Origin of the sequence: Bacillus sp. HU-1818 (assembly GCF_022695965.1) — a bacterium.
Lineage (GTDB): Bacteria > Bacillota > Bacilli > Bacillales > Bacillaceae > Bacillus > Bacillus atrophaeus.
The window spans coordinates 924,931-942,536 of the sequence record NZ_JAAPBE010000001.1 but is presented as its reverse complement, the minus strand read 5'-3'; the positions used below and the strand labels follow the sequence as shown (position 1 = coordinate 942,536).

Below are 17,606 nucleotides of genomic sequence, written 5' to 3'. Positions count from 1 at the left end.
AAGTTATTGTACGCCGCCGCCCATTTGTTGTTGAGCGAAAGAAACTAAACGTTTAGTGATTTCTCCTCCGACAGATCCGTTAGCGCGAGAAGTTGTTTCAGCACCAAGGTTCACACCGAATTCTGAAGCGATTTCGAATTTCATTTGATCGATTGCCTGAGCTGCGCCAGGTACAAGTAATTGGTTTGAAGAGTTACTTCCAGATTGGTTTGGCATAATTTATATCTCCTTTTATAAATAGTATGGTTGGGCTTGCTGGAGTTGCACCAGCCGTGAATCCTGAGAGTCACTGCCTTCTCGGCTGTGCCCAATGGCTGCTGACTGTACTATGTATTATGTTAAATTTTCAACGTTTGATGCAGCCATTTGAATGGTAAATGTTGTGAGCGGAATAAAAAAAGCTTAGCCATTTTCAGGCTAAGCAGCTATGTTAATCATAAATGTGAAAGAGCATCAGCTCATGAATCTCGCTTTTAATAGAAGGCTCATCGTCATGGGCGGGAAATTGCCTTCCCCACTCAATATCTCCTGTCTTATGGTAAATCCCTTCATAATGTGTTCCTTTATGAAAAAACGAAATTCTCCATCCGGGCAGCTTTTCTTTTTGGAACAAAGGTTTCCAGCTAAAATGAGAAATCATGAAGTGTCACGCTCCTTAATTGATTTCAATTGACATGGATCGGACCGAATTAGTTACATTGTATCTTATTCTGATGAAAGTTCATAGAATAGGTATTCATTTCCGCCTTTTGGCCTTGTCCAAAGTTTTCAGAAAAATAGGGCCCGGATGTATGCCGGGCGGCGCCGGATTACGGCCAAAGCTTTTCAGGCGCTACGATGGCCTGCTCCGAGAGATAAGACGCATATTCAAAGTTTCTCCGCTTTGTCAGAGAATCAACAGAGGTTAAGTTCGGATGCGAAAAAATACTGCGGCCCGGCCGTGAATTAGCCTCAAACATCCATACTTTTCCGGACTGGTCGATTCCGAGATCAAAGCCGATTTCGCCGATAAAGCCTTCAATATGTTCATTGAGTACACGGCTGACAGTCAGAGCGGCGACTGAAAGCTTTCTGATCATATCGGCCCTTTCCTTCGGATCGTCATAGAGTTCCGCCAATGTTTTCACCGTTCCTCCATTTGAAAGGTGGGTCGTTATGCTGTTTTTGCCAGAAATCTTTACAGCAATTGCGGTTACGTTCCATTTTCCGCTTGCGTTTTTATTTGTATGCACGCGAAAATCGGCAGGACGTCCCTGAAATTCGATAAGATCAATACCTTGCTGAACAAGAAAAGAAGCGGCATCGTGTTCTTTTTCAAACGCAGCCAAAAAGGCTGATGAATCCGGATACTCAATAGAAGTAAAGGATTTTTCTTCATTCGTATGTTTGACGGTCAGTCCTGTCTCCGATTGGGTCAGCTGGTAAATTCCAGTGCCGAGCGCGCCGTTAGCCGGCTTGATATAGACGGTCTCAAATGATTTACACAGTGCGTCAATGCTTTCAGCGGACGGATGAAGGATGGATTGCGGTAAGAAGGGGGCCGTCCGGCTGTCTTTTTCCAAAAGCTGATGAACCTCCCATTTGTTAAAAAACCCGGGATTAAACCATGGAATTTGATATTCATTTATCAGCCGCTGTTTTGTTTCCTGTAAGAGTGCAGAATCTTCTATTTTACGGTTCGGCAAGCGGTCGTACACAACATTCGGGAGCGGGACGGTTTTCTTTTCCCAGCCGTTTTCTCTGTAAAGATACGCTTCAATCGTGCCGTGTTCCCACTGGATTTGATGGGCGCCGAAGACAAAGCAATACCCGCCAGACTGAAGATTCAAGGTGAGCAGCTTTGAAAAAAAGAGAGAGCGTTCTTTGAATGGCTGAGAAAGAGACTTAGTAAATCCGGCCGTGAAAATCCCGATTAATGGGCCGATAAAGACCGTATTCTCGTGAATGATGATATTCGCCTGGTTTCGGTGCGGAATCATCAGCTCGTGAAACAGATTTTCAGAAAGCAGCACTGTGCGCTCAAGATTTTTCTTGAAGGAAATATGGCATCTGGCGACCTGTGTCCCGAACGCGGCATACAAAAGACCGTTTTGCTTCATAGAGGAGGGGAGAAACATCGTGTTTTCGCTTTTTTTGTGTATGCCGACCATGAAGCTTTTACGATTCATGCGGCAGGGCTCCTTTCTGCTCCCGTGACGAGTGAATCCCTAAGCAGCGCTTAAAAGGACTTGTGCAGAGCTGCTCCTTTTGTTCGGGAGAGACTTTTAAAATGGATTTTCTGCCTGGCTTTGAATTGATATCAAGTAGCCAGATTCTTCCGTCCTTGGCCAGGCATATATCGAGCCCAAGTTCAAATAAAGGTCCGTACTGCTCGTCGAGAAAATAAGGAACGGACTGGGTGATCGAGAAGACATCGTCCAATAAAATAACCTGCTGTTTTTTCGGAATCTCTTGAAACCATGTATCAAATTTGAGAGCATCAGATCCCCCAGATAAATTTGCCAGAAGCCCGTTTTGATAGCCACGTCTCACGGCCTTACCGACAGTTTCCCAGCTGCCGGACTCATTTTTCTGCATTAATATACGAATATCACGCGGATACCGTTCCTTATCTTGAATATTTAAATAAGGCTGTAAAATGTAGCGGTGCTGCAGCACTTTTTTACACCATGTTTTAAAAGACACCTGATTGGAAAAAGATTTGGTTTGTTTATTCTTTCCGATATGATAGGTGGCCGTAATTGATTTTTTGCCCAACTCGAGAAGAATGACGCCTCTGCCGCCGGACCCGAATGCCGGCTTTAAAATACAGGTTTTTTCTTTTGATAAAAACGAATAAATTTGCTCATATTTTGTGATTTGAATCGTTTCTGGGATATATGGGTTAATCAAAGGATTTTGCTGCAAATCGTTTAACACAGCCCACTTATCAGGAAGACCGAAACCGAGAAATTCTGTTTTTGGATATTTTTTGAGCCATTCGACGATCGGTTTTGCTTTATGGGAATGAGAGTCTTTCCCATAAAAACAGCGATCATAAATAAAGTCGGGAATATTTATTTCTGTTTCGTTCCATTTTCCGCTGGACGGATGATGGGCAAGCGCCTTGACACGCAGGGTGTCAGGAGATATATCAAATGGCGTAAAGCGGACGAAACGAATGCCGAAGTCAGGTGCTCTCTTCGCCAATTCGGCGGCATAATCTTCTTCATGCTGGCGGGATAAAGACATAAAACCAAGTGTTATCATGTTGTTACTCCCCCTTATTGAAAAACTGCTGATCACGTACGGAAGGATCGCATTCCCTTCCAGCAGCAGTTTCAAGCTGTTTAACCAAGAAACCGGAGACGGATTTTGCTGCAGGTGTTCTACCTTAATGATTACGATACTTCACCTTGCCTTATTCCTGACAAACAAGATGATTTTTAGAGGCAAGGTTCCGTCTCCTTTATTTGCTAAGTCGTCTCACGAACCTCTATAATACGAATAGATATAGATCAGTATCATAAAAAGATTCGGTTAAGATGGAGGCAGATGAAAAGGAATGGGTATAGCAGGAACTTTTATTTTTATGATTGTGATCGGCGCTGTAATCGGGGCGATCACCAATCATTTAGCAATTCAAATGTTATTTCGGCCATACAAGGCTTATTACGTATTTGGCAAACGGGTCCCTTTCACGCCCGGGCTGATTCCAAAAAGAAGAGATGAGCTTGCTAAACAAATGGGACTGACGGTGGTTAATCATCTTTTGACACCAGAAGGCATTAAAAAACGGCTTGTTTCTGATACGGCTAAAAAACATGCGCTGCAAGCCGGAGAACAGTTTATCCGCCGCATGACGGATTCTGAGATGACATTAAATGAAGCGTTGGACAAAGTTGGCATCAAGCGTCCGGGTGAGGCTGCGGATAAATGGATTGACCAATGGACGGATGAAAAGCTTTCACAGCTCTTTCTACAATACGAACACCGGCCGTTAAAAGAGTGGCTGCCGCCCGAAGTGCAGGAAAAGCTGGAAGAGAAAATTCCGATGGTTTCCGAATATATTTTGAAACGAAGCAGTGACTACTTTGAAGGTGAAGAGGGAAAAACAAGACTCGGCAATATGATTGATGACTTTTTAAAAGAACGCGGGATGCTCGGAAGCATGGTGCAAATGTTTCTCGGCAATTCAAGCCTCGCGGACCGCGTGCGGCCGGAGCTGTTAAAGTTTTTGCGTAATGAAGAAACGAAACGGCTGCTTTCCGATCTTCTCAATAATGAATGGGATAAGCTGAAGCAATACTCATTTTATGAGGCTGATGAAAAATGGAATGCCAAAGGCTTAATCGTCAGCCTGAAAAAAAGAGTGCTGCAATCATTCTCCGCCGCACCGTTTTTTGAAGGGACAATCGGCGCATTGGCATCCCGATATGATAAAGAACTGAGCCAAACGTATTTGCCGGCGCTTTTAGACAAGGCGCTTGATGGGATCGCTGCAAATCTTGATGATGTGCTGAAAAGGATGCGCCTTGAGGAAATTGTTAAGGAACAGGTGGATCAGTTCCCTGTTCAGCGATTAGAGGAAATGGTGCTGTCCATTACGAAAAAAGAATTTAAAATGATCACGTATTTAGGCGGCCTTCTAGGCGGATTGATCGGAGCTATTCAAGCCCTGTTCGTCATCCTTTTTTAAATGAAAGCCCGTATAATAATGAAAGATGCTCCATAGTCTGTTATAGTGGAATGGTATGTCTAGCGGTATTGAAGAAAGGAGCAATAAAACATGGCAGTTAATTTTTATGATGCAGCCTATGATCTTGAAAAAGCAATTCGGGAAAGCGAAGAATATACCCGTTTAAAAGGGCTTTACGATGAAGTAAATGCTGATGAATCAGCAAAGCGGATGTTTGAAAACTTCCGTGACGTGCAGCTGAAACTTCAGCAAAAGCAAATGTCAGGTGAAGAAATCACGCAAGAAGAAGTAGAACAGGCGCAAAAAACAGTCGCCCTTGTCCAGCAGCATGAAAAAATTTCTCAGCTGATGGAAGCAGAGCAGCGCATGAGCATGCTGATCGGCGAGTTGAACAAAGTGATTATGAAGCCTTTGGAAGAGCTTTACGGCAGTGTTGAAGGCTGATGATGAAACAGAACCCTTCTTTCTTAGGAAAGAAGGGTTCTTTATTTTTGCCGGGGTCTCCTAATGTGTCAGTTCACAATAAAATCAAGCGACTCTTTTGGAGTTCCATTAATAATGATAGTGATCGTATGAACTCCTTTATAGTGTTTTCTCGTAGATAAATCTCTAAAGGAATGAGTTTTTGAATAAGCGCGTGTTTCACCTTCATGTATATCAATCTCAGTGATTTTAAACACTTTTTTATTCCGCTGTCCTCTGGCTTTTACGTAATCAATTGCATATTCGGCTCTTACTTTGGTATTTTTTGCAGAATGAATCTGAAAGGAAAAAGATAAACTCTCTCCAATAGAGATTCGGTCAGGGCTGCAAGTGAAGCGCTGTAATCGGATGGATTCACCATCTTCATATCCAAAAACGGACAGCGCTTGTTTATCACCTTTTTTTAATAACGTACGGTAAGCGTGTTTTATGATCCAATCTGTGTCATGATGTTTTCCGTACCATTTTGCGGCGATGTCTGCCAAGAGTGCTGGATGTGTTTTTGATATGTCATTCAGGTTATTTGCCACACTTTTCCTTACGTACAATGATTCATCCTGTATGAGGTTGTGCAGGATCGGAAGGATAGGGGAGGGATCGGATTTAAATGAAGGAATAGAAATTCCCCATGGAAGGCGGGGCCTGCTTCCCTCACTAGCCAGTCTCCTTACATGGTCATTCGGATGGCAAGACCATTCCAGAAACTGTTCGATCATTCTTTCCTGATTCAGCAATAAAAAAGGCCTGACAGCAAACTCTGAGGTAGAGTATTGTGTAAATGTTTCTAAAGCCCCCATCGACTCTTCCCAATGCTCTAATCCGTATTGCTCGACATAATCAGGAAATATGATTCCGCTAAGACCCGTAAAATGAGGGGCGGCTTTATATAAAATGTTAAGCGCTTCATTATATTTGCTCGGGAGCGTTTCATATAAAGACACTGTTATTCGGCGCATTCGCTGTTTTAATGCAAGATCCTCCCAGTCTTCCCGAAAAATCAATGTTTGGCATTTAGGCGCGTCAAAAGAAGGATATTCTTTTTTTATAATGTGAGTCAGTTTCTGAACAAACTCGTGGTTGTAGATATCTTTTAGATTACTCATACGGTCACCGCTTTTCTCCTTGTTAATGTGAATTATATACGAATGTATGTTCTGTATCAATGTAATTCTCCAGTATTGCTGAAAATTTAGTTTTTGCTGACTGAACTGCTTTTTTAAATTTAAAAAATACTTGATATCCGGCGGATAAATTGAGATAATAATGTTGAAAGCGCCTACACTTACATTTTTACTGAGGATACGGTCGCATATACTGCCGATTTTTTAGGGGATAAGCAACAGAGAGTAAGTGAACGAGTGCGCTCGGTCAAAAAAGGGGTTCCTGATAAATGATATTTCGGAAATGGAAATAATGGTATTGGGAGAATGGCTGCATCGATCGTATCCTAAAAAGAAGATTTCATTCAAAGTCTGCCTACGCGGGCTTTTTTGCTGTGAAGAAAACTTGTTCTAAACACAGAGACAGGGTCATATTCTAATGACAAGTACAGTCATCAAGGAGGGGGACATCTCTGTGTCTAAACAAATGCTTGCATTAAATATAGATGGCGCGCTTCTTCGCTCCAACGGGAAGCTGCATCAGGCAACAAAAGACGCAATAGAGTATGTGAAGAAAAAAGGAATTTACGTTACTCTAGTGACCAATCGCCATTTTCGCTCCGCACAGAAAATAGCGAAATCGCTAAAACTGGATGCGAAGCTGGTTACTCACAGCGGCGCCTATATCTCTCAAAAAATAGATGAACCATTTTTTGAGAGAAAAATTTCTGAGGACCATACGTTTAATATTGTGCAAGTATTAGAGAGCTATCAGTGCAATATCCGACTTCTCCATGAAAAGTATTCGATCGGAAATCGAAAAAAGGTGAATTCCAATTTATTGGGGAAAGCGCTGATTCATCCGTCAGACCCGATCTTTTATCCCGTTCAGTTTGTTGAGTCATTAAGTGATTTGCTCATGGATGAACCGGTGAGCGCCCCTGTGATTGAAGTATACGCGGGCGGCGGCATTCAGAGCGATATCATGGAGACTATTTCTGCAGCCTTTCCGGCGGTCGATCTCATCCGTGTGAATGAAGAAAAACTGAACATCGTTCCAAAAGGCGTGTCAAAAGAAGCCGGTCTGGCGCTTGTTGTCGCTGACGCAGGCTTAACAATGGAAGATGTAGTCGCCATCGGGCATCAGCATGACGACCTGCCGATGATTGAACTCGCAGGCCTTGGAGTCGCCATGGGGAACGCTTCTGCAGAGATTAAAAGAAAAGCTGACTGGGTTACGAGGTCAAATGATGAACAGGGTGTTGCATATATGATGAAGGAATACTTCCGTATGCAGCAGCGAAAAGGGTTTCTTGATAAATACCATATGAAACGAATATAAAACTAGAGCCGCATGCGCACATGATATCGCGCCTGCGGCTTTTCGCATATAAAGGGAGCGGATTGATTTTACCCATTTATTTTTGTACACTAAAGAAAGTTTTGAATCTGAAAATAAGGTGATAACGTTGCAAATAAAAATAGAAGGCATTACGGATGACAGGCTGCACCGTCCGCTTCAAAATATCGCGAATTTGTTTTATGAAGAATGTGTGCTTACATACGGAGGTTCAGAGGAATCATCAGATCTTGTGATCAGCTTGGATTATTCTGAAAGCCTAGAGAATGTCACGGTTTCAGGGGAAGTGAAAGGCACCTCCATTAAAGAACGGCATACAAAGCCGATTTCCTCTGGCATGAACGAAAAAGAAGTATTTAAGCAAGTGAAAAACACAATTTCTTACGTGTATTTAAATCTGCTTCAAGCACATACGGGCATCACGCAAAAATGGGGAATTCTGACAGGCATCCGGCCGACCAAGCTGCTCCATAAAAAACTCCAAAGCGGGATGACGCAACATCAAGCGCACGCTGAATTAAAAAAGGACTATTTGATTCACGATGAAAAAATCAGCTTAATGCAGCAAATCGTAGACCGCCAGCTTGCCGCAGTTCCGGATCTTTATCAAGTCAAGGACGAGGTCAGCATATATATCGGCATTCCTTTCTGCCCGACAAAGTGCGCCTATTGCACCTTCCCGGCTTATGCGATTCAGGGACAGGCAGGCAGAGTCGGTTCGTTTTTGTGGGGGCTTCACTTTGAAATGCAGAAAATCGGCGAATGGCTGAAGCGGCATGAAATAAAGGTAACAACCATTTATTTCGGCGGAGGCACACCGACCAGCATTTCCGCTGAAGAAATGGATTTGCTATATGAGGAAATGGTCCGCTCGTTCCCGGATGTGAAACAGATTCGGGAAATCACTGTAGAGGCGGGGCGTCCTGATACCATTACGGAAGAAAAGCTTGATGTGCTGAACAAATATCATATTGACCGCATCAGCATCAATCCGCAATCGTATGAAAATGAAACATTAAAGGCAATCGGCAGACACCATACGGTTGAAGAAACTATTGAGAAGTATCACTTGTCACGCGAGCACGGCATGTCTAATATTAATATGGATTTAATCATCGGCCTTCCGGGAGAAGGGGTGGAGGAATTCAGAAACAGCCTTCGTGAAACAGAAAAGTTAATGCCTGAATCCCTCACCGTCCATACTCTCTCATTCAAGCGGGCGTCAGAGATGACGAGAAATAAACACAAGTATAAAGTAGCGGACAGAGACGAGGTGTCGCAAATGATGGATGATGCCGTTGTTTGGACAAAAGAGAACGGCTATGAGCCTTACTATCTGTACCGCCAGAAAAACATTCTAGGTAATCTGGAAAACGTCGGGTACTCAGTTCCGGGACAGGAAAGCATCTATAATATTATGATTATGGAAGAGGTGCAGACGATCATCGGAATCGGTTGCGGCGCGGCAAGCAAATTCATTGATCCCAAAACGGGAAAAATCACACACTTCGCCAATCCGAAAGATCCAAAATCATACAACGACAGATTTGAACATTATACGGAAGAAAAAATCAAATATTTAGAGCAGATTTTTGAAAAGACGTCTCTTTAAAGGAAAGCAGCACTGGCGAGCAGTGCTGCTTTTTTATGATATCGCGTTTAAGACACGATACATTCGGGAAAAAATTGTATAGACTGAACCTAAAAGGACGTGAGTGCATGTATGATGTCATAGGAATAGGAATAGGACCGTTTAATTTGGGGCTTGCCGCTCTATTGGAGGATATTCCCGAATTGAACGGGCTTTTTTTTGATAAAAAGAAGGAATTCGCCTGGCATCCAGGGCTTTTAATAGAAGGGACAGATCTTCAGGTAGCTTTTTTAGCAGATTTGGTGACGATGGCCAATCCGCAAAGCCGTTATACCTTCCTTCATTACTTACATAAGTCAGACCGGCTCTACCGATTCTATACATTTAACGAATTTGATATTCCAAGACGGGAGTTTAACGAGTATTTAGCATGGGCTGCGTCTGATATCGGATCATGCAACTTCGGCTCAGAAGTCATTCGTGTGACAGACAGCGGGAAGCACTACCAGGTGACCGTGAAAGATACAGAAAGCGGAAGCGAGACTGTGTATGAAGCAAAGCATGTCGTCATGGGTACAGGCAGTGAACCGTTCGTTCCGGTAGAGCTAGATGATGAACTTCGAAAAGACACCATTTACAGCCCGGAATATTTGTATCGGAGAGATGAACTTAAGGAGGCAGAGTCGATTACAGTAATCGGTTCCGGCCAAAGCGCGGCTGAAATTTTTTCTGATTTGCTTAATGGGGCAGCACATCGCGGCTGTCGCCTGCAATGGATTACCCGCTCAACGGGATTTCGGGAATTGGAGACCGCAAAGCTCGGCCAGGAAATGTTTACTCCGGAATATATTGAGTATTTTAATCAGCTTCCGTTTCAAGAACGGCTGAATACACTTCCCGAGCTTAACGGATTGCGTAACGGAATTGATTCAGCTACACTTGCAGCCATTTATAACAACCTGTATCACAGATCCATTTCCGGCGGATCGCCTGATGTGTATATACAGCCGATGTCGGAGCTGACTCACATAGAGAAAAAGAAAGAACATTGTCAGCTCACATTCAAGCAGCGGCAATTAGATGAAACGTTCCAAGTTGAGTCGCAAAAGGTCATTTTGGCGACAGGCTTTAAGCCGCACATTCCTGAATGGTTTGATTATTTCAAGGAAGACATTGAGTGGGAGGATGAGAAGCGTTTCAAAGTAACGGATGACTTCCGCCTTGTCTTTCATAAGGAACGGGAGCATCACTTTTTTACGCTGACCAATCTCGATCACTCTCATGGAACGGGAGCTACGAACTTAAAGCTTTCCGCCTACAGAAATCAAAAAATCATTAATACCATTCTTGGGAGAGAATACTACTCACTGAAGAAAAAAGCGGCATTTCAGCAATTTCTCCCCGCAAAAAAGAACTGACCCTCCAAGGAAGGGCCAGTTCTTTTTTTGTTTATCCTTGCTGTTTTTTCTTTATAGGAACCTCAGGTTTCCACTTGAATATCTTGTTCAGCTGCCGGTATATCCGTTTCGATTCCTTTGTCAGCAGCGGACCGAGAATTGCTAATATCAATACGTAAAGCGCGGCGAACGGCTTTAGCGTGCTGGACAGTCCGCCGGCAATACCGAGATTTGCGACGATAATGGAAAATTCCCCGCGGGAGACGATGGTGAGCCCGATATTTGACGACGCTTTATGTGAAAGTCCGGCGCGTCTTCCGGCAATCATTCCGGCGATAAAATTCCCGGCAATGGTCAGAATAACGGCGCCTAAGGCAAGCCAAACCGCATCGCCGAGCGTAAAGGGATCAATACTGAGGCCAAAGCTGAAAAAGAACATGGCGCCGAAGAAATCACGGAAAGGAACTACAAGATGCTCGATCCGATCGGAATGCTCTGTTTCAGAAAATACAAGGCCGAGAAGCAAAGCGCCGATGGCCTCGGCAACGTGAATCGTTTCTGAAAAACCGGCGATAAAAAAGAGCGCGGCGAAAATGACGATAATAAACACTTCATTTGAACGAATATCAAACAGCTTATTCAAAAGGGCGGGAAGCTTTCTTGCCACAATGAAGAACAGCAGCATATATCCGAAGGCGATCAGGATTGATAAGAGCGCGCTCCCGACAGAAGTCGCGTCACCCAGCACAAGACCGGACACAACGGACAGATACACAGCAAGGAATATATCCTCAAACATAATAATTCCGAGTATCAGCTCTGTTTCCGGATTTGCCGTTCTTTTCAAATCAACTAGAACCTTCGCGACAATCGCACTTGAGGAAATGGTGATAACGCCGGCCAGCACGAGTACTTCCAGAAATGAAAATCCGGTAATAAATCCATATATCAGGCCGAGGCTGAAGTTGATTAAGATATATATCGACCCGCCGATCGCAATGGACCTTCCGGATTTAATCAATTTGCCGACAGAGAATTCGAGTCCGAGATAAAAGAGGAGAAAGAGAACACCCATCCGCCCGAAAAACTCAATAATCTCGCTGCTTTCAATAAACGTCAGATCAATAATCCCCAGCTTGGGCGCGTGAGGCCCAAGCAGCATTCCTAATATGATGAGAAAAGGAATAATGGAGAAGTTGATTTTGTTTGCAATTAAACTGGCAATCGCCACGAGGACGAGCGCAGTTCCGACTTCAAAGACCAAATGATCCATAGGCTGATCACACTCCCCCTCTAGAAAGAAATTCATGAGTCAGTTTCTTCAGATGCTTTCTTTCACCTGAGAGAACGAGTGTGTCATTTTCTTCAATGATGGAATCCGCTCCGGGGTTTAAGAACTTCTCCTGATTATGCTTAATGATGGCGATCACAGTTACATCATGGTTTTGGCGAACATCCAGTTCGCCGAGTGTGCAGCCGACTGATTTCGCTCCTTTTTCCACTCTGAACCACTCGATGATGAGATCGCTGAATGCCATTTCAATCGACTCCAGCGCCTGCGGCTTATAGACCATACCGCCTAAAATAGCGGCAATTTGTCTCGCTTCGGAATCATCGAGTGAAATGTTGGTCAGAAGCTCATCAGGATCTTGGTCATCAAACCTGTAAATTTCTCTTCTTCCGTCATCATGAATGATAATCGTCATTTTTTCATGATTTCTCGTTTCAATTTCAAATTTTTTGCCGATGCCGGGCAAGTCGTTCTCTTTTATATTCATACATTTCCCTCCGAAAAAAATAGTATTGGATGACTGATAAAAAAGTTTGATACGATTGATGGATGGTTGGAATGTATTTATGATCGGAGGTAATTTGATTGGTATTTTATAGGGACGGCACATATCTTATCCAGAATGCTCACCTTTGACTGATCAAGGGGCTTGACGGATAACAGGAAAATAACCCGTGCCAAAGGATCATATTCCTTGCCCATAGGGGAAAACAAGCTGGCAGGCGAAGCCGTTTTTGCCGATTGTGTTTCCTGAGGATAAGAGGAAATCTGCAGCTGGCTGTCAGCGGCTGCATCAAGCTGTGAAGGCAGAACAACATCAGAAGGGGGGAAAAACACCATGAATAAACTTAACAACATACCAAGCATCAATTTATCCAACGTTATCCTCCCCCTTTCTCTCGAATATATTCTGTCAATTTCACTATATAAAAATTTATGACCACTTTCAAATGATATGCATTTTTCAGTATCAATTGACCTCGAAAAATAAAGAGGATTTCACTGTGAGCGAAGGGAATGTATACAAGGTGCAGGAAATTTTATTTTGTAAGCGTATACAGGAGGTGCTTTAGTTGGACTATATTCAATATGAAGCAAAGGGGCTTTTCGCAGAAATTGTATTTCAACGCCCTGATGCTTACAATGCTTTCAATGAACAAATGCTTAATGAATTAAAAGAGGCGTGTATAAAAGCGGCTGAAAGCGAGGCGCTTATCGTTCTTTTAAGAGGGAGCGGCAGAGGTTTCTCGGCTGGCGGAGACATTCATATGATGACATCACCCCATGATTCCGGGCAATTTAAGCAGCTCATGGACACAATTGAAACCATCACGATAACACTATTTCAAATGAAAAAAATAACCGTGGCCGCTATTCACGGCGCCGCTGCGGGCCTCGGGTTAAGTGTGGCGCTTTGCGCTGATATGGTTCTGGCTGAAAAGAACGCAGGCCTTGCGATGAACTTTAATGGCATCGGGCTTATTCCTGACGGGGGAGGCCATTATCTTCTTATGAAACGTGTGGGCGAAACAGAAGCGAAAAAGCTGATCTGGAGCGGGAAAAAACTGTCGGCTGAGGAAGCGGTCACACTGGGGCTTGCAGACGGAACATTCAGCGGGGAGCCAGCAGCGGGCGCTGAACCGTATGTAAATCAGCTTTTGGCGTCTCCTCTTCAAGCGATGATTGAAACAAAAGCCATTTATCAAAGTCTGCATGAGGACAAATTGAAACAGGTGTTATCGCTCGAACGAAGCGCTCAGGAAAGAATGAGGAAAACGAAGGATCATCAAGAGGGGATACGCGCATTTTTGGAGAAACGAAAACCGATGTTTAATACGTAACACACAAATTCAGCCGGCCTATTGCAGCCGGCTTTTTGCAGATTATCTGTGAAATAATATCAATTTTCCAGAAGCATTTACCAAACGGTGGGTATGGCTGTAAAGGTTCTTTTCCTTTAATATTGATTCCCCGGTTTTTTTCGCCTTTTCTTCACTTTCTGCTTCTATTCTTTCATTGATCAGCGTTTCTCCCGACGGGTGGAATGCTGTGAGAAAATAATAATCCATGAAATTTGTCCCCCTTTTTCCCCTTTAATAAATTATATTCTTAGTAAGATATAAAAATCCTTCATTATTTTTCATCCAATTATAGTATATAATGGGTGGAGGAAGGAGGGAGTCAGGTGCTGACAATAGATCATGTAACGAAACAATTTGGCAAACAAAAAGCAGTTGACGGGTTGCATCTTGAAATCCCGGAGCAGCAGATGTTCGGCTTGTTAGGCGCAAACGGCGCAGGAAAAACGACCACATTTCGAATGATATTAGGCTTATTAAGCATAACGGAGGGCTCCATCAGCTGGAAAGGCCGGCCAGTCAATTACAGTATAACCAGTAAAATCGGATATTTGCCGGAAGAACGGGGGCTTTACCCGAAATTAAAGGTGAAAGACCAGCTTGTATATCTTGCCCGTCTTAAAGGGATGGCAAAACAAGATGCTGTAAAAGAACTCGGCACATGGCTTGAACGGTTCAATATCACAGAGTACGAGAATAAGAAGGTAGAAGAGCTGTCAAAAGGAAATCAGCAAAAAATTCAATTTATATCGGCTGTCTTGCATAAGCCTGAGCTGCTGATTCTTGATGAGCCATTCAGCGGTCTTGACCCTGTGAATGTCGAACTTTTAAAGGATGCGGTTGTATCTCTTAAAAACAGCGGTGTGTCCATCGTATTCTCAAGCCACCGCATGGAGCATGTAGAAGAACTTTGTGAAAACCTCTGTATTCTGCAAAAGGGAAAGCCAGTCGTCCAAGGGAAGCTGAAGGAAATTAAGCGCTCGTTTGGAAAAAAGAATGTGTCTATTCATTCTGACGACAATCTTGAATTTCTAAAGTCGCATGAGGGTATTACGAAATGGAAAGAAACGTCTGACGGAGTGAAGCTTCAAATTGCCAATGAAGCCATTTCCCAAGAACTGTTTTCCATGCTTCAAGGCAAAGGATTTATCAGAAAGTTTGAACTGGAAGAGCCGTCACTGCATGATATTTTCATTGAAAAGGTGGGGGCTGTCTATGAATAAATTTTTTATTATGCTATTCCATACATATAAAAATAAGATCACGGCAAAGTCGTTTATTATTTCAACCGTTATCAGCGTACTGCTTGTTTTGTTTGTGACAAATTTAGAGTCGATTATCTCTATGTTCCAGTCTGATGACGATGCAAAGCAGGAAATAGCGGTCATTGATGAAACAAATGAATTGTACCCGATCTTTTCAAAGCAGCTGAAAGCTGTTGATGCCGACAGCGAATTGGATATGAAACAAACGAAAAAACCCGAAAAAGAAGTGTCTCAGCAAGTTAAAGATGAAAAACTGGACGGAATGTTCATCATCAAAAGAGATAAAAACGGAGAAATATCGGGGACTTACAAAGCGTTAACGATTTCTGACGAGACGGCGTACAATTACCTGAAGCAGGCGCTGACACAAACGAAAACCGCTGTGGGCACGGCTGATCTGGGTGTCTCACAAGAAAAAATCAGCAGCCTCTATGCCCCTGTCTCTGTCGATAATGTAGCATTGCAAACGGGAGCGAAGTCAGAGGAAGAGCTTGGGCAGGTTATGGGGCTTGTCTATATCCTTCTGTTTATGATTTATTTCGCTGTCATTATGTATGCGAGTATGATTGCGATGGAAGTGGCGACGGAGAAATCATCCCGCGTCATGGAAATTCTGATCTCAAGCATGCCGCCGATCCAGCAGATGTTTGCAAAGCTGTTTGGCATTGCGCTCGTCGGAGTGACGCAGCTCGCTATCATCCTGTCAATTGGCTTTGCGTCTCTCAAGCTCGGTGAAACCGGCGAGACAACATCATCGGTCAGTCAGTTTATCAATGTAACCGATGTTCCGGTTTCGACGATTATCTACGCAGTTATTTTCTTTTTGCTCGGGTATTTCCTTTATGCGACAATGGCTGCCTTTCTCGGAAGCGTCGTCAGCCGCATAGAGGATGTGCAGCAGACGATCACACCGATGACGCTTTTGGTCGTGGCCGGCTTTATGATTGCAATGTTTGGAATACGCACTCCTGACGCGGGATTTATTACTGCCACATCGTTTATTCCGTTCTTTACGCCGATGATTATGTTTTTGCGTGTCGGCATGCTGGATATCCCGTTTTGGCAGGCAGCGCTCGGCATTGGAATTACCTTGCTCACCATCATCATTTTGGCAGTGATCGGAGCAAGAATCTACAAAGGCGGCGTCCTTTTTTACGGCAATTCAAATGCATTCAAAGCAATCAAACAGGCGCTTCGTTTATCGAAAAACTAATGGGAAACAGTCTGGGGACACTCAGGCTGTTTTTTTGCGATTTCGGCGTTTTTTAATCTTTTAGCAGAACGTGCATTCGTACGGAAACGATGCTAAAATAGGGATAATTCACCTCATCGAAAGGAGCGGAACGTTGACTGATTTAACCTTTATACATGCTGCGGATCTGCATCTCGACAGCCCGTTTTACGGCATATCGCATCTGCCAGACCCGATTTTTAAACGGATAAAAGAAAGCACTTTTCACAGTGTGAGACATGTAATGGATGCCGCTGTCCGGGAAGGGGTAGATTTCGTTTTGCTGGCAGGTGACTTATTTGACGAAGCTAACCGCAGCCTAAAAGCTCAGCTTTTTTTAAGAAAGCAGTTTACAAGGCTGAGAGAGTGCGGGATTCAGGTATATGTCATCTTCGGAAATCATGATCATTTGGGCGGGGAATGGACGCCGATTGAATGGCCGGATAATGTGCATATCTTTACCTCTTTTTCCCCAGAAGAAAAATCCTTTTACAAAGAAGACAAGCTCGCGGCCAGCATCTATGGCTTCAGCTATCCTGCCCGAGCCGTTACGAGCAACCAGGCCTCCCGTTACCGGGTGTCAACGGATGCTCCCTTTCATATCGGCATGCTTCACGGCACCTTATCAGGGGCGGAGGGGCACGATCCGTATGCTCCTTTTACATATGATGATCTTGAAAAAAGCGGGATGGATTACTGGGCGCTTGGCCACATTCATAAACGGCAGGTGCTATCCTCTCGGCATCCGGCCGTTATTTACCCCGGAAATATTCAAGGGCGGCATATGAAAGAAACGGGTGATAAGGGCTTTTATCTCGTCAGTGTTACAAGCGGTGACATATCCTATGAATTTAAGCAGGCCCATGATGTATTGTGGGAACAGATCCGCATTGATGTGACGGGCATAGAGAATATGACCGCTTTATTTCAAACGGCAGAGGCTGTTTTTTCAGACTTGCGGCTGATGGAGAAACCGGTTTGTGCAAGGCTGGTTCTGCAGGGAGAAGCGCCCGAATTCCTGAAAACGGCGTCAAGCGGTGTACTGGACGAACTTCTTGAAACGTTTCAGGAGCAGGAAGCAGAGGAGGATCATTTTATATGGCTGCTTTCTGTGGAAGATGAAACTGAGAGCGGAGACGCGGACACAGATCTCGGTCCTTTCTTTGGCGGGTTGTTTTCAGAAATAGAACAATCGGAAGAGATGAACGGAGTGTTTGAAGGCCTTGAGCGGCATCCGGTGTACAGAAGGCACGCCAGCCGGTTCAGTGATGAAGACATAGCGGAAATCAAAGAGCAGGCGCAAACTTTGTTAAAAAAACAGCTCAGGGTGCTTGAGACATAAGGCGGTGAA

The 17,606-nt window shown here is 43.9% G+C and carries 18 protein-coding genes; 9 read left to right on the top strand and 9 right to left on the bottom strand.

The window, feature by feature from the left end:
• Window positions 1-3: 3 nt before the first annotated feature.
• The 4 genes from GXP75_RS04685 to GXP75_RS04670 form a co-directional block, all read right to left on the bottom strand.
• Complete coding sequence (locus GXP75_RS04685) at window positions 4-216, bottom strand: alpha/beta-type small acid-soluble spore protein (protein WP_003327778.1); 213 nt, start codon at window positions 214-216, stop codon at window positions 4-6.
• Window positions 217-430: 214 nt separating this feature from the next.
• A complete protein-coding gene (locus GXP75_RS04680) occupies window positions 431-640 on the bottom strand; it encodes a YheE family protein (protein WP_003327777.1) in 210 nt (69 codons plus the stop codon).
• Between the two features lie 169 nt (window positions 641-809).
• The gene (locus tag GXP75_RS04675) at window positions 810-2,168 is read right to left on the bottom strand and encodes a YheC/YheD family endospore coat-associated protein (RefSeq protein WP_061572490.1); all 1,359 of its coding nucleotides are present in this window, start codon (window positions 2,166-2,168) and stop codon (window positions 810-812) included.
• Entirely contained in the window at window positions 2,158-3,249 is a 1,092-nt protein-coding gene (locus GXP75_RS04670) for a YheC/YheD family endospore coat-associated protein (RefSeq protein WP_061572491.1), read from the bottom strand. The genes GXP75_RS04675 and GXP75_RS04670 overlap by 11 nt, the downstream gene beginning before the upstream one ends.
• A gap of 295 nt (window positions 3,250-3,544) precedes the next feature.
• Here GXP75_RS04670 and GXP75_RS04665 point away from each other — a divergent pair, with 295 nt between their 5' ends.
• Both GXP75_RS04665 and GXP75_RS04660 read left to right on the top strand, forming a co-directional pair.
• Window positions 3,545-4,678, top strand: coding sequence for a DUF445 domain-containing protein (locus GXP75_RS04665; RefSeq protein ID WP_061572492.1), 1,134 nt, complete (start codon window positions 3,545-3,547; stop codon window positions 4,676-4,678).
• Between the two features lie 90 nt (window positions 4,679-4,768).
• Entirely contained in the window at window positions 4,769-5,122 is a 354-nt protein-coding gene (locus GXP75_RS04660; protein WP_003327772.1) for a YlbF/YmcA family competence regulator, read from the top strand.
• Window positions 5,123-5,190: 68 nt separating this feature from the next.
• On the opposite strand, the gene GXP75_RS04655 is transcribed toward GXP75_RS04660, so the two are convergent.
• Window positions 5,191-6,264 carry a DNA alkylation repair protein gene (locus GXP75_RS04655; RefSeq protein ID WP_242556224.1) on the bottom strand — a complete coding sequence of 358 codons (1,074 nt, stop codon included), beginning with the start codon at window positions 6,262-6,264 and terminating at the stop codon, window positions 5,191-5,193.
• 472 nt (window positions 6,265-6,736) lie between these two features.
• Here GXP75_RS04655 and GXP75_RS04650 point away from each other — a divergent pair, with 472 nt between their 5' ends.
• The 3 genes from GXP75_RS04650 to GXP75_RS04640 all read left to right on the top strand — a co-directional run bounded on the left by GXP75_RS04650 (window position 6,737) and on the right by GXP75_RS04640 (window position 10,630).
• Complete coding sequence (locus GXP75_RS04650) at window positions 6,737-7,603, top strand: Cof-type HAD-IIB family hydrolase (protein ID WP_214918198.1); 867 nt, start codon at window positions 6,737-6,739, stop codon at window positions 7,601-7,603.
• 127 nt (window positions 7,604-7,730) lie between these two features.
• A complete protein-coding gene (locus GXP75_RS04645) occupies window positions 7,731-9,233 on the top strand; it encodes a coproporphyrinogen III oxidase (protein WP_242556223.1) in 1,503 nt (500 codons plus the stop codon).
• Window positions 9,234-9,340: 107 nt separating this feature from the next.
• Window positions 9,341-10,630: a lysine N(6)-hydroxylase/L-ornithine N(5)-oxygenase family protein gene (locus tag GXP75_RS04640; protein WP_242556284.1), complete on the top strand. Its 1,290-nt coding sequence runs from the start codon at window positions 9,341-9,343 to the stop codon at window positions 10,628-10,630.
• A 31-nt stretch (window positions 10,631-10,661) separates the two neighbouring features.
• Here the strand turns inward: GXP75_RS04640 and GXP75_RS04635 are convergent, their stop codons facing one another.
• The 3 genes from GXP75_RS04635 to GXP75_RS04625 form a co-directional block, all read right to left on the bottom strand.
• The gene (locus tag GXP75_RS04635; protein WP_106045358.1) at window positions 10,662-11,882 is read right to left on the bottom strand and encodes a cation:proton antiporter; all 1,221 of its coding nucleotides are present in this window, start codon (window positions 11,880-11,882) and stop codon (window positions 10,662-10,664) included.
• Window positions 11,883-11,889: 7 nt separating this feature from the next.
• Window positions 11,890-12,387 (bottom strand): cation:proton antiporter regulatory subunit, encoded by a 498-nt coding sequence (locus GXP75_RS04630; RefSeq protein ID WP_003327765.1) that lies wholly within the window; start codon window positions 12,385-12,387, stop codon window positions 11,890-11,892.
• A gap of 77 nt (window positions 12,388-12,464) precedes the next feature.
• Window positions 12,465-12,779, bottom strand: coding sequence for a hypothetical protein (locus tag GXP75_RS04625; RefSeq protein ID WP_010788107.1), 315 nt, complete (start codon window positions 12,777-12,779; stop codon window positions 12,465-12,467).
• 194 nt (window positions 12,780-12,973) lie between these two features.
• Between GXP75_RS04625 and GXP75_RS04620 the strand changes: the two genes are divergently transcribed.
• Window positions 12,974-13,741 (top strand): enoyl-CoA hydratase, encoded by a 768-nt coding sequence (locus GXP75_RS04620; RefSeq protein WP_242556222.1) that lies wholly within the window; start codon window positions 12,974-12,976, stop codon window positions 13,739-13,741.
• Window positions 13,742-13,783: 42 nt separating this feature from the next.
• Here the strand turns inward: GXP75_RS04620 and GXP75_RS04615 are convergent, their stop codons facing one another.
• On the bottom strand, window positions 13,784-13,969 hold the full coding sequence (locus GXP75_RS04615; protein WP_010788110.1) for a YhzD family protein: 186 nt from the start codon (window positions 13,967-13,969) through the stop codon (window positions 13,784-13,786).
• Window positions 13,970-14,085: 116 nt separating this feature from the next.
• Here GXP75_RS04615 and GXP75_RS04610 point away from each other — a divergent pair, with 116 nt between their 5' ends.
• The 3 genes from GXP75_RS04610 to GXP75_RS04600 all read left to right on the top strand — a co-directional run bounded on the left by GXP75_RS04610 (window position 14,086) and on the right by GXP75_RS04600 (window position 17,597).
• A complete protein-coding gene (locus tag GXP75_RS04610; RefSeq protein WP_003327760.1) occupies window positions 14,086-14,982 on the top strand; it encodes an ABC transporter ATP-binding protein in 897 nt (298 codons plus the stop codon).
• On the top strand, window positions 14,975-16,237 hold the full coding sequence (locus GXP75_RS04605; RefSeq protein WP_061572499.1) for an ABC transporter permease: 1,263 nt from the start codon (window positions 14,975-14,977) through the stop codon (window positions 16,235-16,237). The genes GXP75_RS04610 and GXP75_RS04605 overlap by 8 nt, the downstream gene beginning before the upstream one ends.
• A 133-nt stretch (window positions 16,238-16,370) precedes the next feature.
• Complete coding sequence (locus tag GXP75_RS04600; protein WP_242556221.1) at window positions 16,371-17,597, top strand: metallophosphoesterase family protein; 1,227 nt, start codon at window positions 16,371-16,373, stop codon at window positions 17,595-17,597.
• The last annotated feature ends 9 nt before the right edge of the window (window positions 17,598-17,606 follow it).